The organism is Oceaniglobus ichthyenteri, assembly GCF_003057885.1.
GTDB classification, from domain to species: Bacteria; Pseudomonadota; Alphaproteobacteria; order Rhodobacterales; family Rhodobacteraceae; genus Oceaniglobus; species Oceaniglobus ichthyenteri.
Genome location: NZ_QAGK01000002.1, coordinates 269,270 through 287,932, shown reverse-complemented (window position 1 = coordinate 287,932; position 18,663 = coordinate 269,270). Strand labels below are relative to the sequence as shown.

The following is an 18,663-nucleotide window of genomic DNA, read 5'->3' as shown; positions in this document are numbered from 1 at the left end:
CGCCCTAGCCCCGCAACCGCTCAACCGCCATGAGCACCCGTTCTGGTGTGGCGGGCGCATCAAGCCGCGGGCAGGTTTTGTAATTGGCCACACTGGCCACCGCGTGCGACAGAGCCTCAAACACCGAAATGCCCAACATGAAGGGCGGCTCACCCACCGCCTTTGAGCGTTTGATGGTGTTTTCGCGGTTTTCCGACCATGTGGCAAAGGCAACGTTAAATTCACGCGGTCGGTCGGATGCCAGCGGAATTTTATAGGTCGATGGCGCGTGGGTGCGCAATTGCCCCTGCTTATCCCACCACAATTCTTCCGTGGTCAGCCACCCCATGCCTTGAATGAACGCGCCTTCAACCTGCCCCTTGTCCAGTATCGGGTTCAGGGATCGCCCCACATCATGCAGGATATCGGTACGTTCAACCCGGTATTCCCCGGTCAGGGTGTCAACCGACACTTCGGAACAGGCGGCGCCATAGGCGTAATAATAAAACGGCCGCCCCTTGCCGGTGTCGCGGTTCCAATGGATTTTCGGTGTCTTGTAAAACCCGGCGGCCGAAAGATGGATGCGCGCCAAATAAGCGGCGCGAATGAAATCGGCAAACGGGATCGTTTCATCGCCGATCTGCACCGCATTGGCGACAAAGCGCACATTTTCGGCGTCGGTTTTCCAATGCTGTGCGGCGAAATCAATCAGGCGCTGTTTGATCTGCATCGCCGCATCCAGCGCCGCCATACCGTTCAAATCAGACCCCGAAGAGGCCGCCGTGGCCGAGGTATTTGGCACCTTTTCGGTCGTGGTTTTGGTGATCTTGATCTTGTCAAAATCCACCTGAAGCGCATCTGCGACGACCTGCGCGATCTTGGTGTTCAATCCCTGGCCCATTTCCGTGCCGCCATGGTTCAGATGGATCGACCCGTCCGAATAAATATGCAGCAACGCGCCCGCCTGATTGTACCATGTGGCGGTGAACGAAATGCCGAATTTCACTGGCGTCAGGGCAATCCCCTTGCGGATGATGCCGCCCTTTGCGTTCCAATCGAGCACCGCGCGGCGGCGGGCCTGATAATCGGCGGTGTGTTCCAATTCCGCCACGATGCGCGGCGCGATATTGTCTTCGACCGTCTGGTGATAGGGCGTCACATCGCGCCCGTTTTCGCCGTAAAAGTTGCGCTTGCGAATCTCCAAACTGTCAACGCCCCGGTGATAGGCGATTTCCTCGATCATCCGTTCGGCGGCAATCACCCCCTGTGGCCCACCGAAACCGCGAAAGGCGGTGTTGGACACAGTGTTGGTTTTCAACGGATGGGAATTCAGCAAAACGTTGGGATAATAATAGGCATTATCGGCATGAAACAGAGCGCGATCCGTGACAGGCCCCGATAAATCCGATGAAAAGCCACAGCGCGCGGCAAAATCGCCGGTGACGGCCTGAATCACCCCATCATCGTCAAACCCCACCTCGTAATCGATCACGAAGTCATGGCGTTTGCCGGTCGCGGTCATATCGTCATCGCGATCCGGGCGGAGTTTTACCGCGCGGTTGAGCTTTTTCGCCGCCACCGCCGCCACGGCGCAAAACAGGTTCATCTGGGTTTCCTTGCCGCCAAACCCGCCACCCATTCGGCGCACGTTGATCGTCACGGCGTTGGATGGCACGCCCAGAACATGGGCGACCATATGCTGTGCCTCGCTTGGATGCTGGGTTGAGGAATGAACCACCACATCGTCATCTTCGCCGGGAATGGCAAAGGCGATATGCCCCTCAAGATACAGGTGATCCTGTCCACCGACGGCCATTTGCCCCTTGATCCGGTGACGCGCCTGTTCCATCGCATCCACCGCCGCGCCACGTTTCAGGGTCAGGGGCGGCGTGACATATCCGGTGCCCGCCTCTTGTGCCGTTTTCACATCCAAGGCATGGGGCAGGTCTTCATAATCCACCTGCACCAGTTTCGCCGCGCGCCGCGCTGCATCGCGGGTTTCGGCGATCACGGCGAACATCGGCTGCCCCCAGAATTCAACCTTTTCCGTGGCGAAAATCGGTTCGTCATCGCGCCCGGTGGGCGACACATCGTTGACGCCGGGAATGTCGCGGGCGGTCAACACATCAACGACACCGGGGGCGGCGCGCACGGCGGTCAGATCAAGATCGCGGATCATCGCATGGGCGCGCGTCGACAGGCCCAGATAGGCGTGCAGCGTGCCAATTGGTTCAGGAATGTCATCGCAATAATCGGCGCGTCCGGTGACGTGTTTGATCGCGCTGTCGTGGCGCAAATCCTTGCTGACGCCGCCCTTGATCGTGTCGCGGCTTTGATCGGCGCGCATCAGGTGTTGGGCCACGGGCGGATCTTTGCGTTTGTCGGTTTTTACGGGGGTTTGAATCGTTTTATTCATCTGCTGGCCCTCTTTCATGCACTTAACCGAACCGGGGCATCGCCGCCCTGCTGTTCCAGCCAGAACCGGCGAAACAGGTTTTTTGACACCTGTAGGCGGTAATCGGATGAGGCGCGCCAATCGCTGAGCGGGGTGAAATCATCGCCCAGACGCGTGGCGGCATTCAGCAGCGCCGCCTCGCTCCAATCCGCGCCAACAAGGGCCGCTTCCACCTGTGCGGCGCGTTTGGGGGTGGCGGCCATGCCGCCAAAGGCAATGCGCGCGGCGGTGATTTTGCCGCCCTCAACGGTAATATTGAACGCCGCACAGACCGATGAGATATCCTCATCGCGCCGTTTTGAAATCTTGTATGCAGCGTGGCGCGTGCCGGGGGCGGGGCGGGGCACGGTGATGGTTTCCAGAAACTCGCCCTTGGCCATATCCTGTTTGCCATAGTCGATAAAGAAATCCTCGATCGCCATGGTGCGCCTGTCAGTGCCACGGCGCAGGGTGATTGATGCGCCCAGGGCGATCAGAACCGGTGGCGTATCCCCAATGGGCGATCCGTTGGCGACATTGCCGCCGATGGTGCCCATGCTGCGGATTTGCCAGCCCGCGATCCGATCCCAGAATGGGCCAAGATGCGGATAATCCGCCGCCATCGCGGCGCGGCTGTCGGTATAGCTGACTCCGGCGCCGATTTCGATTGCCTGATCGGTTACATCCAGTCGGCGCAATTCATCAAGATGGCCCAAAAACACCACCGGCGATATATCACGCAGAAATTTCGTCACCCACAGGCCCACATCTGTGGCCCCGGCGATTATGGTCGCATCGGGGGTGTGGACCAACACATCGGCCAAATCATCGACCGAGGCGGGCAGGATGCATCGGCTGTTGCCCTTTGCCACCTCAACCCGCCGCCCGTCTTGCAGATCAGCCAGTTTCGCGCGCATGGCAGCGCGCTCTTGGGTCAGGGCATCGTCGGCGGGGCTGCCCAGGGTTGTCATCGCCTTCGCGGCCTTGATGATCGGCTCATATCCGGTACAGCGGCACAGATTGCCCTGAAGCGCGGTTTCAATCTGGGTTTCGCTGGGGTCGGGGTTTTCCATCCACAGCGCATACAGCGACATCACGAAACCGGGGGTGCAAAAGCCACATTGGCTGCCGTGATGATCGACCATGGCCTGTTGTACCGGATGCAGCTTTCCCGTGGGGCCGGACAGGTATTCGATTGATACAACATGGCAGGCATCCAATGAGGCCAGCAGGCGAATACAGGCATTCACCGGCTCATAGCGCAATGTGCTGTTTTGCAACCGGCCCACCAACACGGTGCAGGCCCCGCAATCGCCCTCGGCACAGCCTTCCTTGCTGCCGGTCAGGCGGCGGTCGATGCGCAGAAAATCCAGCAACGTGTCGCTGGCCCCGACCGCGCCGAGCGTGACATCGCGGTCGTTCAGAACGAACCGAATTTCGGATCTGGCTGTCATATATCCCCCTTTGGCGCAGTCAGACATCTGCGCGCAGGATGGTTATGCCCGATTATGATTGTTCAAAATACAGCGCAGTCAGGTATACTCTTTCAACGAATCGTAGATAATCAGAGGCGCGCATGCCCTATCTCGAAAGCCTGAAAGTGTTTGTCAGGGTTGTGGAACTGGGCAGTATCACTGCCGGGGGGCGGGATTTGCGCCTGACCCCTGCCGTAGCCAGCAACCGGATCAAGGAATTGGAGCGGCGGCTGGATGTGCGCCTGTTCAACCGCACCACGCGCAAATTGTCACCCACCGAAGTCGGGTTGGCGTTTTACGATCATGCCCGGCGCGTCGTGCAATCCCTGGAAGATGCCGAGGCGGCGATATCGGATTTTTCCCACAATCCCCATGGCACGGTGCATGTGTCGGCCCCGTTGGGCGTGGGTAAACGGGTGGTGGCACCGCTGATCCCCGAATTTGTGGATCGCTATCCCGAGGTATCGGTGCGGCTGCGCCTGTCGGATCGCAAGGTTGATCTGCTTGAGGATGGTCTGGATGTGGCCCTGTTTGTGGGCCGCCCGCCGGATTCAAACCTGAAGCTGCGCAAAATCATGGATACCCCCCGGGTTTTATGCGCCGCGCCCGCGTATCTGGCAAAACGCGGCACGCCACAGGTGCCCAACGATTTGCGGCGGCACAACTGTTTGCTGCTGCGCTATCCCCGCTCACCCGAATGGTATTGGACATTGGCAACCGCACAGGGCCCGTTGCGCATGGATGTGTCGGGCAGTTACGATTGCGACGATGGTGATGTTCTGACCGGCTGGGCCCTGGCCGGGCGCGGCATCGTCAACAAGGCGCGGTTTGACATTGCCGATCATCTGAAATCCGGCGCATTGGTTGAAATATTGCCCGAAACCCCGCCCGAACCGGCACTGTTCGGGTGCCTGTATCCACACCGGCGTTTACAGGATAACAAGGTGCGCCTGTTCATCGATTTCCTGCTGGCGCGCTGCCGTGAAACGCTGTCGGCCAGCTAGAAAGCGGTGTTGGCATTTCGGTGCGATCAGTGGATTTCGGTCAATGCGGTGGGCAAAGATTTTAACGCGCCCATCCTGGACGAGAGACGGAGCTGGATCGCCCGTAAATGCCGTGCCGGTTGCATGGCCCGATGCCCCCCGCCCCTTGACCCAGATCAAAGTATCAGGCTGTGTCGTCGGGTAATCAAATCACAGATTTTACCGAAGTGAGTGTATGCAATGACGTGGAAAGACAAACTTGGCGAAACCCGCAATGGGCTGCGCACCCTGAACGGTGCAATTTCAAACACCACCCAGGCGTTCAACGCCATGGGAAAAACCGTCAAGGAAGGCGGCACGTTGGATTTCAAGACCAAGGAATTCATCGCGCTGGGCATTTCCATCGCGGTGCGGTGCGAACCATGCATTTCCCTGCATGTCGAAGCCTTGATCAAGGCGGGTGCAACCCGCGAAGAATTGGGCGATGTGTTGGCCATGTCGATCCAGATGGGCGGTGGCCCGGCCATGATGTACGCCGCCAAAGCGTTGGAATGTTACGACGAACTGACCGCGTGATGCGGGCGGGTGAGGCCGGTTATGGCCTCACTCTCCCCGGGATGCGCCCCGCGTAGAACCGGAATTTTTGCACCATGGGGCCAATTTTTTTGGAGAGTTGGCCGTGCCTTGAGTAATCTGATATGGGTCGGGGTCTGTGCAAGGCCCGGGCGCCATGCCGCAGACATGCCAGATTTATGAATGTGAAACATTCGGAGGACACGCCATGAAACAATTCGCATTGACACTTGCCCTGACCCTGGGCGCCGGGGCCGCATTGGCCGAGGGTGCAGTGGGCATCAGCAAAGACATGCATTCGGCCACGGTGCAAACCCCGTCAGGCGCGGTTGAGATCAGCCGGATTCAGGATACCGACCACTTGATCAGTGATGAATGGGCCCGCACATCGCGCCCGTGCCCCGAATTTTGCATTCAGCCCCATTCACCCGCCCCCGGCGTACACACGATCGGCGAGCTGGAATTGATCGAAATGTTGCAAGACCCCAACGCCACGGTGGTGGACAGCCGCACCAGCGACTGGTTTCTTGGCGGCACGATCCCGGGCGCGATCAACATTCCCTATACCTATGTCGTGGATGAACTGGCGCAGCTGGGCTGCGAGCCGGATTTTGACGGTTGGGATTGTGAAAATGCCAAACCTGTGGCGCTGTTTTGCAATGGTGTGTGGTGTGGCCAATCCCCAACCGCAATCCGCAACATGATCGAAGAAGGGTATCCCGCCGAGCGTATTTCCTATTATCGGGGCGGGATGCAAACCTGGCGGTTGCTGGGGCTGACGGTGACAGGGGGCGAATAACCCGGCCTTTCGGCCCGAACTTTCGCATTGCCCCATCGGGATTTGGCGGATCAGGCGCTGCACCGCCTTGTTTTTGCTCGATTTGCCTGACAGCATGGTGGTGCGCCCCCAATTCGGGGGGCGGGCAACGGCAGGGTACATGTTTCGGTGAGCTTTCGTTTTCTTCACACCGCCGATCTGCATCTGGATTCGCCATTGGTGTCTTTGGCGCTGCGCGATCCCGATCTTGCGGCCGAGGTGGGCGTGGCCAGCCGCACGGTGTTGACCCGGATTGTCGATCTGGCCTTGAACGAGGCTGTCGATGCGGTGGTGATTGCCGGGGATCTGTGGGACGGATCACAGGTTTCGGCCAAGACACCGCGGTTTTTGAAACAGGAACTGACCCGCCTGTCCGACGCCGGTATCCGCTGTTTTATCATTCGCGGCAATCACGACGCCGCCTCAAAAATCACCAGGGAACTGGTGCCGCCCCCCGGCACCCATATTTTTGCCACCAAACCGGGCACTGAACAGTTTGAGGCGGGCGGTCATACCATCGCGGTGCATGGCCTGTCGTTTTGCGATGGGTCCATCCCCGAAAGCCTGTTGCCGAAATATCCCGCGCCGGTTGCGGGGGCCTTCAACATCGGGATCATGCACACCAGTTTGAATGGCAGCGCGCAGCATGATGTCTATGCCCCCTGCAGCCTTGGCGCGCTGGATGCCCATGGATATGATTATTGGGCGCTGGGCCATATTCACAAACGCGATGTGCATACGGGCCAATCCACCGTGGTCATGCCCGGCATCCCGCAAGGGCGCGATATTGGTGAGGCGGGCGCGCGTTCGGTCACTTTGGCGACGCTGGGCGATGACGGCAATCTGACGCTGGAACAGCGCGGCGTTGCCAGTTTGCGGTTTGATCGCGTTACCGTCGATCTGGCCGGGATTGATGATTGGTCGGCGGCGGTTTCCGCCCTTGCCCGCGCGATAGAAACCGCCGGATCACAGGCGCGCACCGAAGATCATCTGGTGCTGCGTCCACGGCTTTTGGGGCAGACGCCGCTGGCATTTCGCATTGCCCGCGATCAGGATCGCCTGGTGCAAGAGGCAAAAGCCATCGCCGAAACCTTGCCCGGTGTCTGGATCGACAAGGTTGAAAACCGCACCACCGCCCGTGGCCCTGCCCAGACCGATCTGCCGGGCGAACTGGTACAGATTGTCGCCACCGATTTGGCCAATGATCCGGCGCTGTTGGCGGCCCTTGGCGATGTGGCACAGGATATGCTGGGCAATCTGCCCGCCGATCTGCGCGATCTTCTGGGCGAGGATGAGGCCGCCCTGCGTGCCCAATGCGCCACCCTTCTGGCCGAGGGCACAGCACAGCTTTTGCCGCGCCTCACGATTGGCGAGGCGGGCTGATGCGTCTTAACCGTCTGGATCTGACCCGTTATGGCCGCTTTAGCGATGCGCAGTTGCAATTTCCCGCCCCCACGGCGGGTGCGCCGGATCTGCACATCATTTTTGGTCGCAACGAGGCGGGCAAATCCACGCTGTTCTCTGCCTGGCTTGATCTGCTTTATGGAATTCCGGTGCGCACCCGGTATGATTTTCTGCACCCCGGCCCAACCCTTCAGATCGGGGCGGAACTGACCCATGCAAACGGCACGCTGGATGTGGTGCGGGTGAAACGCAATGGGCCAAGTTTGCAGGACAACATGGGCAATACCCTGCCCGAGGCAACGATGCAGGCGGCCCTGGCCGGGCTGGGCCGTGATGGATACGGGGCGATGTTTTCGTTGGATGACGATACGCTGGAACAGGGCGGTGAATCGATCCTGTCCAGCAGGGGGGATCTGGGTGAGATGCTGTTTTCCGCCAGTGCCGGATTGGCCGGGCTTGGCCCGCAACTCGATACAATTCGCAAAGAACTGGATGGCTTTCACAAGCCCCGGGCGCGCAATACCACGCTGAAAGCCGCCAAAGAGGCGTTGCAAAATCTGGATCGGCAGCGGCGCGATCTGGATGTTTCGGCCAGTGCCGCGCAAAAACTCCAGCGCGAGGTGGGCGCGGCGCAAAAGGCATGGGAGGCGGCGCGCCAGACCGAAAAAACCGCAACTGCGGCCCTGAAACAGATCGAAACAACCTTGGCGATGCTGCCCCAACAGGCACGGCTGGCAAAAATGCGCACCGAACTTGCCCCGCTTGCCACTCTGCCGGATGTGACCGATGCCGATGCGCGCAGTCTGCAGGATATTGAGCAAACCCTGCGCGAACGTGGCGCGCAAATCACCCTGCGCGCCGAAACCATTGCCGAACACGAACGGCGCATCAATGCGCTGTGCTGTGATCCCGCGATCCTGGCCTTGACCGATCAGATCGCCGAGGCAGCGGGCCTGCACCCGTTGCACCATGCCGCCTTGGCCGATCTTCCCCGTCGGCGCGATACTCTTGCAAAACGCGATGCCGATCTGGCGCGCCAGATGGCCGAACTGGGCCTATCGGGCGATGCCGCCGAACATGCGATTGCATCGCCGATACTGGCGCGGCTGCGCGCCTTGGTGGCGCGCCGGGATGTTGTGACCCTTGCCCATCAAAAGGCGCAGGAAGAAACCCGCGTGGCGGAAAACCGTTTGCGCAACAGCCGTGAAACGCTGGGGGATCCGGCCCCTGAACAGGATCTGCGCAGCCTGTCGCATCTGGTGTCCCGTCTGCGCAGCACGGACCCCGAGGCGGTGTTGTCGCGGGCCGAACATGACTGTGCGGCGCGCGATAGTGATCTGGATCGCGCGATTCAGGCATTGGCCCCCTGGCGTGGCACGGCGGCCGACCTGGTGGCGCAAGACGTGCCCGCCCCCTGGCAGATCACCGCCTGGGCCACAGCAGAACATACAATCCGACAGGATCTGAGCGATGCCGCCCACGCCAAAGAGCGTAGTCAGGCCTATCTGGCCGCCGCGCATCAGACCATGCCCGCCGATATTCCCGGTGCGCCCACCCTGAGCGATGCAACCGACGCGCGCCGCCAACGCGAGGCGGCCTGGGCCACCCATCTGGCCCGGATGACCCCGGCAACCGCGGCGGAATTTGAAACGGCACTGCGTCTGGATGACCGGATCACGGTGCATATCGGCGAAGCCACAGCCGCCCAGCGGCAGCGGATCGAAGGGCAGGCAGCGCTGACCCGACTGACCGCTGATGTCGCCGCAAAAGAGGCCGATTGGCAGGCGAAACAGGCCGCGCAGCAGGCCCATGAACAGGCGGTTGACGATTGTGCCGCCGCCCTTGGTTTGCCGGGGGCCAGCCTTGGGGATATGCAGCGTTGGCTTGATCTGCGTGACCGGGCGCTGGAGGCTGTGCAAAACCGCGATCACGCGCGCGCGCTGCGATCACAGGCACAGGCCGATTTGACCGAGGCGGCGGCGCAGTTGGCGCGCGCGCTGCGCCTGCCTGAAAGCACCGGTTTTGCCGGACTGCTGGCCGAGGCATTGGGCCGCCTTGATCTGATGGATCGGCAAAAACAGGCGGCACTGCGCCTTGCCGAAATGCACGACGACCTGAAGGCCCGGCAAAGCGATCTGGACGCCGCCGCGCGCGATCTGGCCACTTGGCAACAAGACTGGCGCGCCGCGTGCAGTGGCACCGCCCTGGCCCAATTGGACGAAGACGATCCAGCGCTGGCGGCGTTTCTGGATGATCTTGATCATTTGGGCCGTGCCGCGGGCGAGCGGGCAGAATTGCAAGGCCGCATCGCCAAGATGGAGGCCAACAGTCACGCCTTTCACACCTGTGCGGGTGGTATCCTTGCCGCGCTGTCGCTGCCTGCGGATCAGCCGTGGTCGGGTGTGATTGATCGCCAGACCGCGGCGCAGAAGGCCGAACAGGATCATGCCCGGATCACCGCCGATCTTGCGAGGGAACAGCAGGCCCAAGCCGGGGATCAGGCCCAGATCGATGCCCTGAACCAACAGGCGCGCACCTTGGGCGAGCGCCTGAATTGGGCGGGCGATGGCACCTTGGCGGATCATATGGCAGAGTGTTTGCGCGCCACCCGGTTGCGCCGATCCATCGCCGAGCTTGAGGCGGAACTGGCCCAGCATCCGGCGCCGGACCGCGACGCGCAAACCCTGGAATCCGAGGCGGCGGAATTGCACGATCAGGTGTCTCTGGCGCGCTCTGAATCAGAGGCATGTTTTGCCGCCCTGACCGAGGCAAAGCGCGCGCTGGCGGCGGTTGGCGGTGACGATGCCGTGGCCCGGATTGCCGCAGAGCGGGCCAATCTGTTGAACGAGCTAAAAGATCAGACGCGCGCGCATCTGGCGCAACGTTTTGCCCTGATGGCGTTTGAACAGGGCCTGCGCCAGTATCGCGACAGCCACCGCAGTGCCATGTTGGCCCGTGCCTCGGGGGCGTTTTCCAAACTGACCCTTGGGGCGTATTCCGGTCTTGCCGCGCAGCCAAAGGGCGACAGCGAAGTGTTGGTGGCGATCCCTGATCAGGGCGGCGCGAAACTGGCCACCGATCTGTCAAAAGGCACGCGGTTTCAGTTGTATCTGGCGCTGCGGATTGCGGGTTATCACGAATTGGCCAAATCGCGGCCACCGGTGCCGTTCATCGCCGATGACATCATGGAAACCTTTGATGACAGCCGCGCCGAACAGGCGTTTGCCCTGTTGGGCGACATGTCGCGCACGGGGCAGGTGATTTACCTGACCCACCACCAACATCTGTGCGATATCGCGCGCGCCGCCTTTCCCGAGGCCCGGGTGATCGACCTGCATCAGTTCAATTAGGGCAGGGCGGTCGCGCCGGAAACGAAATCTTGCCAAATGGCATTTAACCTCTATATTTATGTCAAAGAGGATAAGCCATGCAATTTGCCACCCTTCACCCCACCACCGCCCGCCCCGACCTGCCATCAATCACCGATGAAGAGGCCGCCGCCCTGGCGCGCACCACGGTCAACCTGTTTCGGGCCTGGCAACTGAGCGATATTGAGGCGCGCACCCTGTTGGGCGATATGGCGCAACGCACCTGGGCGCGTTGGAAAGACGGCAATATTGGCCGGATTGATCGTGATCTGCGCGCCCGAATGGCGATTCTGATGGGGATTCACAAGGGGCTGCGCTATTTGTTTCGCGAACCGAGGCGCGGCTATGACTGGATCAGGAAACCGAACGCGGCGTTTCAGGGGTACAGCGCGCTTGACGTCATGATGCGCGGTGAAATCACCGATCTGATCGATCTGCGCAGTTATCTGGATGCCGAGCGTGGCGCGTGGTGACAGTGCCGGTGCGCCGGGTCATCTGGCCGCGAACTGCGCGGATCATCCGCTCGATCTTTCCGCCGATTGATCTGTTCGAAGATATCGCCGACCCCGCCGATTGGGAGGCGTTGGCCTCGGCCGAGGCCAAATTCAACCCGCGTATTCGCGACAGTATCGGTGATCTGGCCAAGGTGCCCGTGGCCCGGCGTGTCACCGGCCCCGGCGCCAGTTGGGTCATGGCGCCGTTTGTGCATTGTTCACCCCTGCGCCCCGGTCGGTTCAGCGATGGCACCTTTGGTCTGTATTACGCGGGCGACAGCACCAAGGTGGCGATTGCCGAAACCATCCATCATCACAGCAAAACCATGCGCGCCACCGCCGAACCCGCCGGTTGGACATCGCAATTTCGCGAATTGATCGGATCGCTCGACGCCACCATGGATGATGTGACCGGGCAGGATGATCTGCTGCATCCCGAAATTTACGGCCCTTCACAGATATTTGGCGCGCAACGCCGTGCCGCCGGTTCAAACGGCATCACCTGGCCTAGCGTGCGGTACAGCGGCGGCAGCTGCATTGCCGCATTCTGGCCCGATGTGGTGGCGATTCCCACGCAGGGGGCGCATTTTGCCTATCACTGGAACGGACAGGCGGTGGATTACGTCAAAAAGCTTGATACCGGAGAAATCATGCGCGTGCAGTAGGGCGGTAAAAGTTCGGCGGTCAAACGCCGCCGAACTGTTTTTCCACGGTGCGTTGGTGCATCAGATAGGATGCATCGCTGCGCGAGATCAGAGTATAGAACATCGGCACCACGAACAGGGTGAAGATGGTCCCGATCATCAGGCCGGTGAAAATCACCAGACCCATCGCCTGACGTGCCGCCGCACCGGCCCCATCGGCCAGCATAAGTGGCACAACAGCCAGAGCCATTGCCGCCGTTGTCATCAGAATCGGGCGCAGACGCGCCTTTGATGCGGCCACGATGGCGGCATTGCGCGACAATCCGTTATTTTCACGCTGCTGATTGGCAAATTCAACGATCAGAATACCGTGTTTGGTGATCAGCCCGATCAGCGTGATCAACCCCACCTGGGTATAGATGTTCAGGGTGCTGATCCCGAAATACAGCGGCAGCATCGCCCCGAAAATCGACAACGGCACCGACATCAGAATGATCAGCGGGTCACGGAAGCTTTCGAATTGCGCCGCCAAGACCAGGTAAATCACCACAATCGCTGCCGCAAAGGCCAGCACGATGGTGTTGCCTTCGGATTTCTCCAGCCGGGACTGACCGGTAAAGTCGATGAAAAACCCATCGGGCATTACCTCGGCTGCGATGCGTTCCAGTTCGGCCAGCGCCACGCCGGTGGACAGCCCGATCATCGGCATTGCCGACAGGGTGGCCGAGTTCAACTGGTTGAACTGATCGACCGATGCGGCGGTCACGGTCGGGTTGATCGTCACCACCGACGACAGCGGCACCATCACGCCGGACCGGGCGCGCACGAAAAATTCGCCCAGCTTTTCGGGGTTGTCGCGCCATTCGGCCGGCACCTGGGTGATCACGTCATAGCTGTTGGAATCGCGGTCAAACTGGGCCACGGCCCCGCCGCCCACCAGAATGCCAAGGGTCGAGCCGATATCGCTGACTCTGACGCCCAGCTGCGCCGCGCGGTCGCGATCAATGGTCACGCGCACCTGTGGGGCATCAAACGACAGGCTGTTCTGCACCACGATGAACATACCCGATTGCATGGCTTTCTGGCGAATTTCCTCGGCAATTTCGACCACCCGTTCGGGCGCATAAATCGATTGCAGCACCATGGAAATCGGCAATCCGCCGCCCGATCCGGGCAACGAGGGCGGCGCAAAGACATAGCTTTGCAGGCCCGGCGTGCCATCCAGGGTGCCTTGAATCTGCTGTTGAATTTCGGCCTGACTGCGCTCGCGCTCGGCCCAGTCTTTCAAGGCCCAGATGTAAAACCCGGTGTTCGCAGCCCCGCCCATCCCCGCCACCGAGAATGAGGTTTGCACCTCTTCGATGTCGGCGGTGCGGCGGCTGACCTCATCGGTGAAGGTGGCCGTGTAATCCAACGTGGCATAGCGCGGGCCATTCATGATCGCAAACAGCGCGCCGTTGTCTTCCTCGGGGGCCAGTTCGGACGAGGTGTTGAGAAACATGAACCCCGTCGCCCCAAGCAGTGCAAGAACCATCAACATGGTCACAGGCCGATAATCCAGAGATGACGACACCCGCCGCTCATACCAGTTGGCCAGCCCGTTCAACGTGCGGTCAATGATGCGCTGAAACCGCCCCGGATCGCCGTGTCTCAACAACCGCGCCGACATGGTGGGCGTGATGGTCAGCGCGACAATGCCGGAAATAATCACCGATCCGGCCAGGGTCAGGGCAAATTCGGTAAACAGCGCCCCGGTCAGCCCGCCGGTAAAGGCCAGCGGCGCCAGAACGGCCGCCAGGGTGATTGTCATTGCCACCACTGGCCCGGTGATTTCCTTCATGCCTTTGACGGCGGCGGCAGCGGGCAACATGCCATCGTCGATATGGCGGTGAATGTTTTCCACCACCACGATGGCGTCATCGACCACCAGACCAATGGCCAGAACCATGGCAAGCAGTGTCAGCAGGTTGATTGAATATCCCAGCGACAGCATGATCGCGCAAACACCGATCAGCGACAGCGGAATCGTCACGACCGGCATCACAACCGAGCGGAACGAACCAAGGAACATCAGAATCACGACGGCAACGATCAGCACCGCCTCGGCGATGGTTTTGAACACTTCGTTGATCGAGGCCGAAATTGTTTCTGTCGCGTCATAGACCAGGCTGATCGTCATGCCCTCGGGCAGGGTCGCGGTCAGTTCGGGCAGGGCATCCAGAACGTTGCCCGCAACATCCAACTGGTTTTCGCCGGGGGCGGGAATGATGCCGATGAATGTGCCGGGTTCGCCCGAAAACGTGACGATGGCATCGTTTGACCCCGAGGCCAGTTCGATCCGCGCCACATCGCGCAGGCGGACGGTGCCGTTCTGCCCCTGTACCAATGGCAGCGCGCCAAAGGCTTCGGGCGACTGGATCGTGGAATCAAGGGTCAGGGCATAGCTGAAATATTCGTTTTCGGTCTTGCCGGGGGCAGAAAGGAAGTTGGACGAGCGGATCGCGGCCAGAACTTCGGGGGCGGTAACGCCGCGCGCCGACAATTGCAGCGGGTCAAGCCAGATGCGCATCGCGTATTTCTGCGCCCCCATGATTTCCATCTGGGCCACGCCGGCGATGTTGGTCACCCGCGGGCGCACGACGCGTTCAAGGTATTCGTTCAATTGTTCGGGCGTCATGTTGGGGTTTTGAACCGCCAGATACATCAACGCGAACGTCATGCCGGTGCCTTTGGCCACAACCGGGGTTTCGGTGTCCTGGGGCAATTGGCCGCCCACGGTTTGCACCTTTGACATCACTTCGGTCAGGGCCACATCCGGATCGGCGCCCAGTTTCATCTGCACCGTCACGATCGAGGCCGAGGGGCGCGATTGGCTGGTGATGTAATCAACGTTTTCCGTGGTCGAGACAGCCGCCGAAATCGGGGCAGTCACGAACCCCTGGATCAAATCGGGCGAGGCACCGGGATAAACGGTGGTGATCGTGATCACGCTTTCCTTGACTTCGGGGTATTGGCGCACCGGCAGGTTCAGCATTGCCGCCATGCCAAGAAACAGGATCAGCGCCGCCAGAACGGTCGACAGAACGGGCCGGCGGATAAAGATTTCCGAGAAATGCATCGTCTTTCCTTATTCGGCAGGCTGTTGGGTGGGCGACAGCGACACAGAGTCGTCGATCACCACCTTGGCGCCGCTGGTCAGGCGGTTTTGACCCGAGGTGACGATTTGCGCGCCGCCCTCAATGCCACGGACCACTTCGATCAATCCGCCCGAGCGGCGGCCAATCGTCACGAACACCTGTTTGACGGTCAGCTCGCCTTCGGTTTCGGCAGGTTCGACCACATAGATCGAATCGCCATAAAGGCTGGTGGTGACGGCGGTTTGGGGCACGGCAATCACATTTTCTTCGACAGGCAGGGCCACGCGCACGCGCAGGAACTGACCGGGCAGCAGGGTGCCGGTGGCATCGTCTACGGCGGCACGCACCGAAACAAGGCGCGAATTGGCGTCAACCTGGGGTTCAACGCCAATGATCTTGCCCGTCGCGGTGAAATCTCCGACCTCGGTGTTGACGGTCACGGACCGGCCCAGTTCCAGCGCGCTGATCTGTTGTTCGGGCACGGAAAAATCGACGCGCATCTGATCAAGATCCTGAAGAGTGGCAAAGACCTTGCCGGGCAGGACATATTCGCCCACCTCAATCCGGGGAATACCGATTGTGCCGGCAAATGGTGCGGTCAGCCGTTTGGCATCCAGCGTGGTTTGCACGCGCGCAACCTCGGCGCGGGCACTTTCCACCATGGCTTCGGCGCTTTCGGTGGTCGTGGCGGCGCCCACACCCCGGTCGGCCAGGGTCTGTGCGCGGCGCAAATCGGTTTCGGCCACGCTCAGGGCGGCCTGACTTGCGCCCAGGGCCGCGCGTTCACTGTCGTCATCGATTTCCAGCAAAACCTGGCCTTCGGCGACGGTGTCATTCGCTTCGAAGCTGACCATGCGCACAACGCCGCCCGCCTCAATCGCCAGATCGACACCGCGCGCCGATACCGCGGTGCCAATCGCCTCGATCCCCGGCTCCCAGGTGACGGGTTCAACCACCTGTGCGGTGACCGGCACCGGCGGCGGCACACGTGCGCCCATGAATTGCGCGATCATGTCATCGCGAAAAAATTTGAACCAGACGATCCCGCCAACGACGAGCCCGAGAAGAACGATTGCGATAAAAAGTCGCTTGAACATATGTGTGATCTTTGCCTGCGGATGAAACCCGAAGCTGGAAAGGCTCTCCCATTTCCAGCGATCCACCAAGTGCCGCCTGACAAGGGGGGGGTCAAGACCCGAAGGGGGGGCAAACGGTCAAAGGATCGTGAGTTGCGCGAAATCGGCACCGGTTGCGCGCCGGTTGTATGGATTGTCGGGGCGGATGGGCACCAAGCCGGGCTGTTTCAGGTTTTGTTAAACGTCAGGCTGACACTCTCACCGCCCCCCGGTCTGGCGCAAAAGGTCAGCGTACCATTCAGGCGTTTCACCGCGGTTTTCACAATGGCAAGGCCCAGACCGGTTCCATCGGCATCGGCGCTGGCACCGCGAAAGAACCTGTCGGTGATTTTGGCCCGGTCGGAGTCGGCAATGCCCGGCCCCCGGTCCAGCACGCAAATCTGCAAACGCTGTCGTGCGGACTCCAGCGTGATCGTGACCTGACTGCCTTGCGGCGCAACGGCAATGGCGTTTTCGATCACATTGCGCAGGGCCACGGTCAACAATACCGGATCGGTTGTGAACGGGGTTGGCCCGCTGTCAGGGCCGGTGAGCGATACATCCTTGGCGCCCGCCAAACGCGCCAGATCGCCAACAACATCCGCCACCAGTTCGCAAACATCGACGGATGAAACATTTCCCGCCTCGGCCCCGTCCACGGATGCCAGCGCAAGAAGCTGTCGCACCATCCTGTCGGTCCGGTCAACCCCGCGCTGAATATGGCGCAGGGCGGTGGTGCGGGTTGCGGCATCGGGGGCGATCATTGCCACCTGGGCCTGGGTTTTGATTCCGGCCAGGGGCGTTTTCAATTCGTGCGCGGCAAAGGATGTGAATGCCTTTTCCCGTTCGCGTGCCGCATCCACACGGCTGAACAGCCCGTTCAACGCGGCGCCAACGGGGCGGATTTCGCGCGGCATTGCGCCAATCGCGATGGGGTTCAGATCATCGGCGGTGCGGCGCGCCAATCCTTCGGCCAAACGGTCAAACGGGCGCAACCCGCGCTGCAGCGATAACCAGATCAGACCGGCAAGAACCGGCAGGATCATCAGCGCGGGCAAAACCAACCCCGTTGTCACATCGCGCACCAGACGGTCACGCACCGTGTGACTGTCACCGACCATGACGCGCACGCCCAGTTCTTCGTTGATGACGGTATAAACCCGCCATTCTTCGCCATCCACGATATTGCTGCTGAACCCCGGGGCCTGTCCTGACAGGCTGTCGGTTGGGGCGCTGGCGGATCTGCCGACCAGATTACCCTCAAGCGACCAGATCTGACAGGACAGGCGGTGGGAATACCCCGCCATCGGCCCGTCGTCCGCGACCTTGAAATCCGGTACAACCGTTGCCGCGCTGGCGACATCGATGCGCCGGTCGGAAATCAGCGATGATACCATCTGCCCCGACTCGGCGAGGCGGGCATCCAGCACCCTCTCAACCTCGGCCCGGGTTGAATGTTGAATCCAGAAAAACGCCGAAAGCCAGACAACGCCGGTTGCCAGCAGCAGGATCAGGAAAAGCCGGACACGAATGGAATTCATTGCGCCCCCTTTGACAGCTTGTATCCCGCGCCGCGCACCGTTTGAATGAAATCCGGCCCCAGTTTGGCGCGCAGTTTATGAATATGCACCTCAACCGCATTGCTTTCCACACCGTCTTGCCAGCCATACAGCCGATTTTCGAGCGTCGATTTCGACAAGATTGCACCGGGGCGTTCCAGCAAAGCGCGCAGGATCGCAAATTCGCGCGGAGAAAACGCGATATCGCGGTCGGAATGCCGGCCACTCATCCGGGCGGGATCAACGCTCAGCCCGTTCCATTCCAGCCCGGCCTCGGCGCGCCCTTCGGCTCGGCGCACGATCGAGCGCAGGCGCGCCGTCACCTCTTCAAGATCAAAGGGTTTGCCAAGATAATCATCAGCGCCCAGATCAAGCCCGGCAATCCGGTCACGCACCTGATCAAGGGCGGTCAGCAATAAAACCGGCGTGCGGTCGCCACCCGCGCGCATCCGCGACAAAACATCCAGACCCGACCCGTCGGGCAGCATGATATCCAGAACCACGGCGGCAAATCCGCCATTTGCCAATGCTTCATCCGCATCGGCGCAAGTGGTCACCAGATCGGGGGTGAATCCGCTCAGACGCAGCCCAACCGACAGGCCATCGGCCAGCATCGCGTCGTCTTCGACAATCAGTATGCGCATTGGCCAAGTTCCTTTCCCCAACGTTTGTCGGATAGAA

Annotated in this window: 13 protein-coding genes; 7 read left to right on the top strand and 6 right to left on the bottom strand. The window is 60.8% G+C overall.

The annotated features are described in order from the left end of the window. Positions 1 to 4: 4 nt before the first annotated feature. Positions 5 to 2,326, bottom strand: coding sequence for a xanthine dehydrogenase molybdopterin binding subunit (gene xdhB / locus C8265_RS04385; RefSeq protein ID WP_108482978.1), 2,322 nt, complete (start codon positions 2,324 to 2,326; stop codon positions 5 to 7). An 83-nt stretch (positions 2,327 to 2,409) separates the two neighbouring features. Continuing rightward, a complete protein-coding gene (xdhA, locus tag C8265_RS04380) occupies positions 2,410 to 3,867 on the bottom strand; it encodes a xanthine dehydrogenase small subunit (protein ID WP_108482763.1) in 1,458 nt (485 codons plus the stop codon). 122 nt (positions 3,868 to 3,989) lie between these two features. Here xdhA and C8265_RS04375 point away from each other — a divergent pair, with 122 nt between their 5' ends. From C8265_RS04375 to C8265_RS04345, 7 genes are all read left to right on the top strand, one after another. Then, complete coding sequence (locus tag C8265_RS04375) at positions 3,990 to 4,892, top strand: LysR family transcriptional regulator (protein WP_108482762.1); 903 nt, start codon at positions 3,990 to 3,992, stop codon at positions 4,890 to 4,892. 219 nt (positions 4,893 to 5,111) lie between these two features. Continuing rightward, positions 5,112 to 5,447 carry a carboxymuconolactone decarboxylase family protein gene (locus C8265_RS04370; RefSeq protein WP_108482761.1) on the top strand — a complete coding sequence of 112 codons (336 nt, stop codon included), beginning with the start codon at positions 5,112 to 5,114 and terminating at the stop codon, positions 5,445 to 5,447. A 205-nt stretch (positions 5,448 to 5,652) separates the two neighbouring features. Then, the gene (locus C8265_RS04365; RefSeq protein ID WP_108482760.1) at positions 5,653 to 6,243 is read left to right on the top strand and encodes a rhodanese-like domain-containing protein; all 591 of its coding nucleotides are present in this window, start codon (positions 5,653 to 5,655) and stop codon (positions 6,241 to 6,243) included. A gap of 147 nt (positions 6,244 to 6,390) precedes the next feature. Then, a complete protein-coding gene (locus C8265_RS04360; RefSeq protein WP_108482759.1) occupies positions 6,391 to 7,644 on the top strand; it encodes a metallophosphoesterase family protein in 1,254 nt (417 codons plus the stop codon). Continuing rightward, the gene (locus C8265_RS04355) at positions 7,644 to 11,015 is read left to right on the top strand and encodes an ATP-binding protein (RefSeq protein ID WP_164512267.1); all 3,372 of its coding nucleotides are present in this window, start codon (positions 7,644 to 7,646) and stop codon (positions 11,013 to 11,015) included. Before C8265_RS04360 ends, C8265_RS04355 begins: the two co-directional genes overlap by 1 nt. A gap of 77 nt (positions 11,016 to 11,092) precedes the next feature. After that, positions 11,093 to 11,506: an MbcA/ParS/Xre antitoxin family protein gene (locus C8265_RS04350; RefSeq protein ID WP_108482757.1), complete on the top strand. Its 414-nt coding sequence runs from the start codon at positions 11,093 to 11,095 to the stop codon at positions 11,504 to 11,506. Next, positions 11,503 to 12,192: an RES family NAD+ phosphorylase gene (locus C8265_RS04345; protein ID WP_420818845.1), complete on the top strand. Its 690-nt coding sequence runs from the start codon at positions 11,503 to 11,505 to the stop codon at positions 12,190 to 12,192. Before C8265_RS04350 ends, C8265_RS04345 begins: the two co-directional genes overlap by 4 nt. A gap of 19 nt (positions 12,193 to 12,211) precedes the next feature. Here C8265_RS04345 and C8265_RS04340 read toward each other — a convergent pair whose 3' ends face one another. The 4 genes from C8265_RS04340 to C8265_RS04325 all read right to left on the bottom strand — a co-directional run bounded on the left by C8265_RS04340 (position 12,212) and on the right by C8265_RS04325 (position 18,626). After that, the gene (locus C8265_RS04340; protein WP_108482755.1) at positions 12,212 to 15,289 is read right to left on the bottom strand and encodes an efflux RND transporter permease subunit; all 3,078 of its coding nucleotides are present in this window, start codon (positions 15,287 to 15,289) and stop codon (positions 12,212 to 12,214) included. A 9-nt stretch (positions 15,290 to 15,298) separates the two neighbouring features. Further along, positions 15,299 to 16,405 (bottom strand): efflux RND transporter periplasmic adaptor subunit, encoded by a 1,107-nt coding sequence (locus tag C8265_RS04335; protein ID WP_108482754.1) that lies wholly within the window; start codon positions 16,403 to 16,405, stop codon positions 15,299 to 15,301. Between the two features lie 206 nt (positions 16,406 to 16,611). After that, a complete protein-coding gene (locus C8265_RS04330) occupies positions 16,612 to 17,964 on the bottom strand; it encodes an ATP-binding protein (protein WP_108482753.1) in 1,353 nt (450 codons plus the stop codon). Then, positions 17,961 to 18,626 (bottom strand): winged helix-turn-helix domain-containing protein, encoded by a 666-nt coding sequence (locus tag C8265_RS04325; RefSeq protein WP_108482752.1) that lies wholly within the window; start codon positions 18,624 to 18,626, stop codon positions 17,961 to 17,963. The genes C8265_RS04330 and C8265_RS04325 overlap by 4 nt, the downstream gene beginning before the upstream one ends. Positions 18,627 to 18,663 lie beyond the last annotated feature (37 nt).

Coding starts and splice junctions, on each gene's coding strand:
- xdhB (WP_108482978.1), bottom strand. CDS start 2,326: ATGCGCGCCGATCAAAGCCGCGACACGATCAAGGGCGGCGTCAGCAAG.
- xdhA (WP_108482763.1), bottom strand. CDS start 3,867: ATGACAGCCAGATCCGAAATTCGGTTCGTTCTGAACGACCGCGATGTC.
- C8265_RS04375 (WP_108482762.1), top strand. CDS start 3,990: ATGCCCTATCTCGAAAGCCTGAAAGTGTTTGTCAGGGTTGTGGAACTG.
- C8265_RS04370 (WP_108482761.1), top strand. CDS start 5,112: ATGACGTGGAAAGACAAACTTGGCGAAACCCGCAATGGGCTGCGCACC.
- C8265_RS04365 (WP_108482760.1), top strand. CDS start 5,653: ATGAAACAATTCGCATTGACACTTGCCCTGACCCTGGGCGCCGGGGCC.
- C8265_RS04355 (WP_164512267.1), top strand. CDS start 7,644: ATGCGTCTTAACCGTCTGGATCTGACCCGTTATGGCCGCTTTAGCGAT.
- C8265_RS04350 (WP_108482757.1), top strand. CDS start 11,093: ATGCAATTTGCCACCCTTCACCCCACCACCGCCCGCCCCGACCTGCCA.
- C8265_RS04340 (WP_108482755.1), bottom strand. CDS start 15,289: ATGCATTTCTCGGAAATCTTTATCCGCCGGCCCGTTCTGTCGACCGTT.
- C8265_RS04335 (WP_108482754.1), bottom strand. CDS start 16,405: ATGTTCAAGCGACTTTTTATCGCAATCGTTCTTCTCGGGCTCGTCGTT.
- C8265_RS04330 (WP_108482753.1), bottom strand. CDS start 17,964: ATGAATTCCATTCGTGTCCGGCTTTTCCTGATCCTGCTGCTGGCAACC.
- C8265_RS04325 (WP_108482752.1), bottom strand. CDS start 18,626: ATGCGCATACTGATTGTCGAAGACGACGCGATGCTGGCCGATGGCCTG.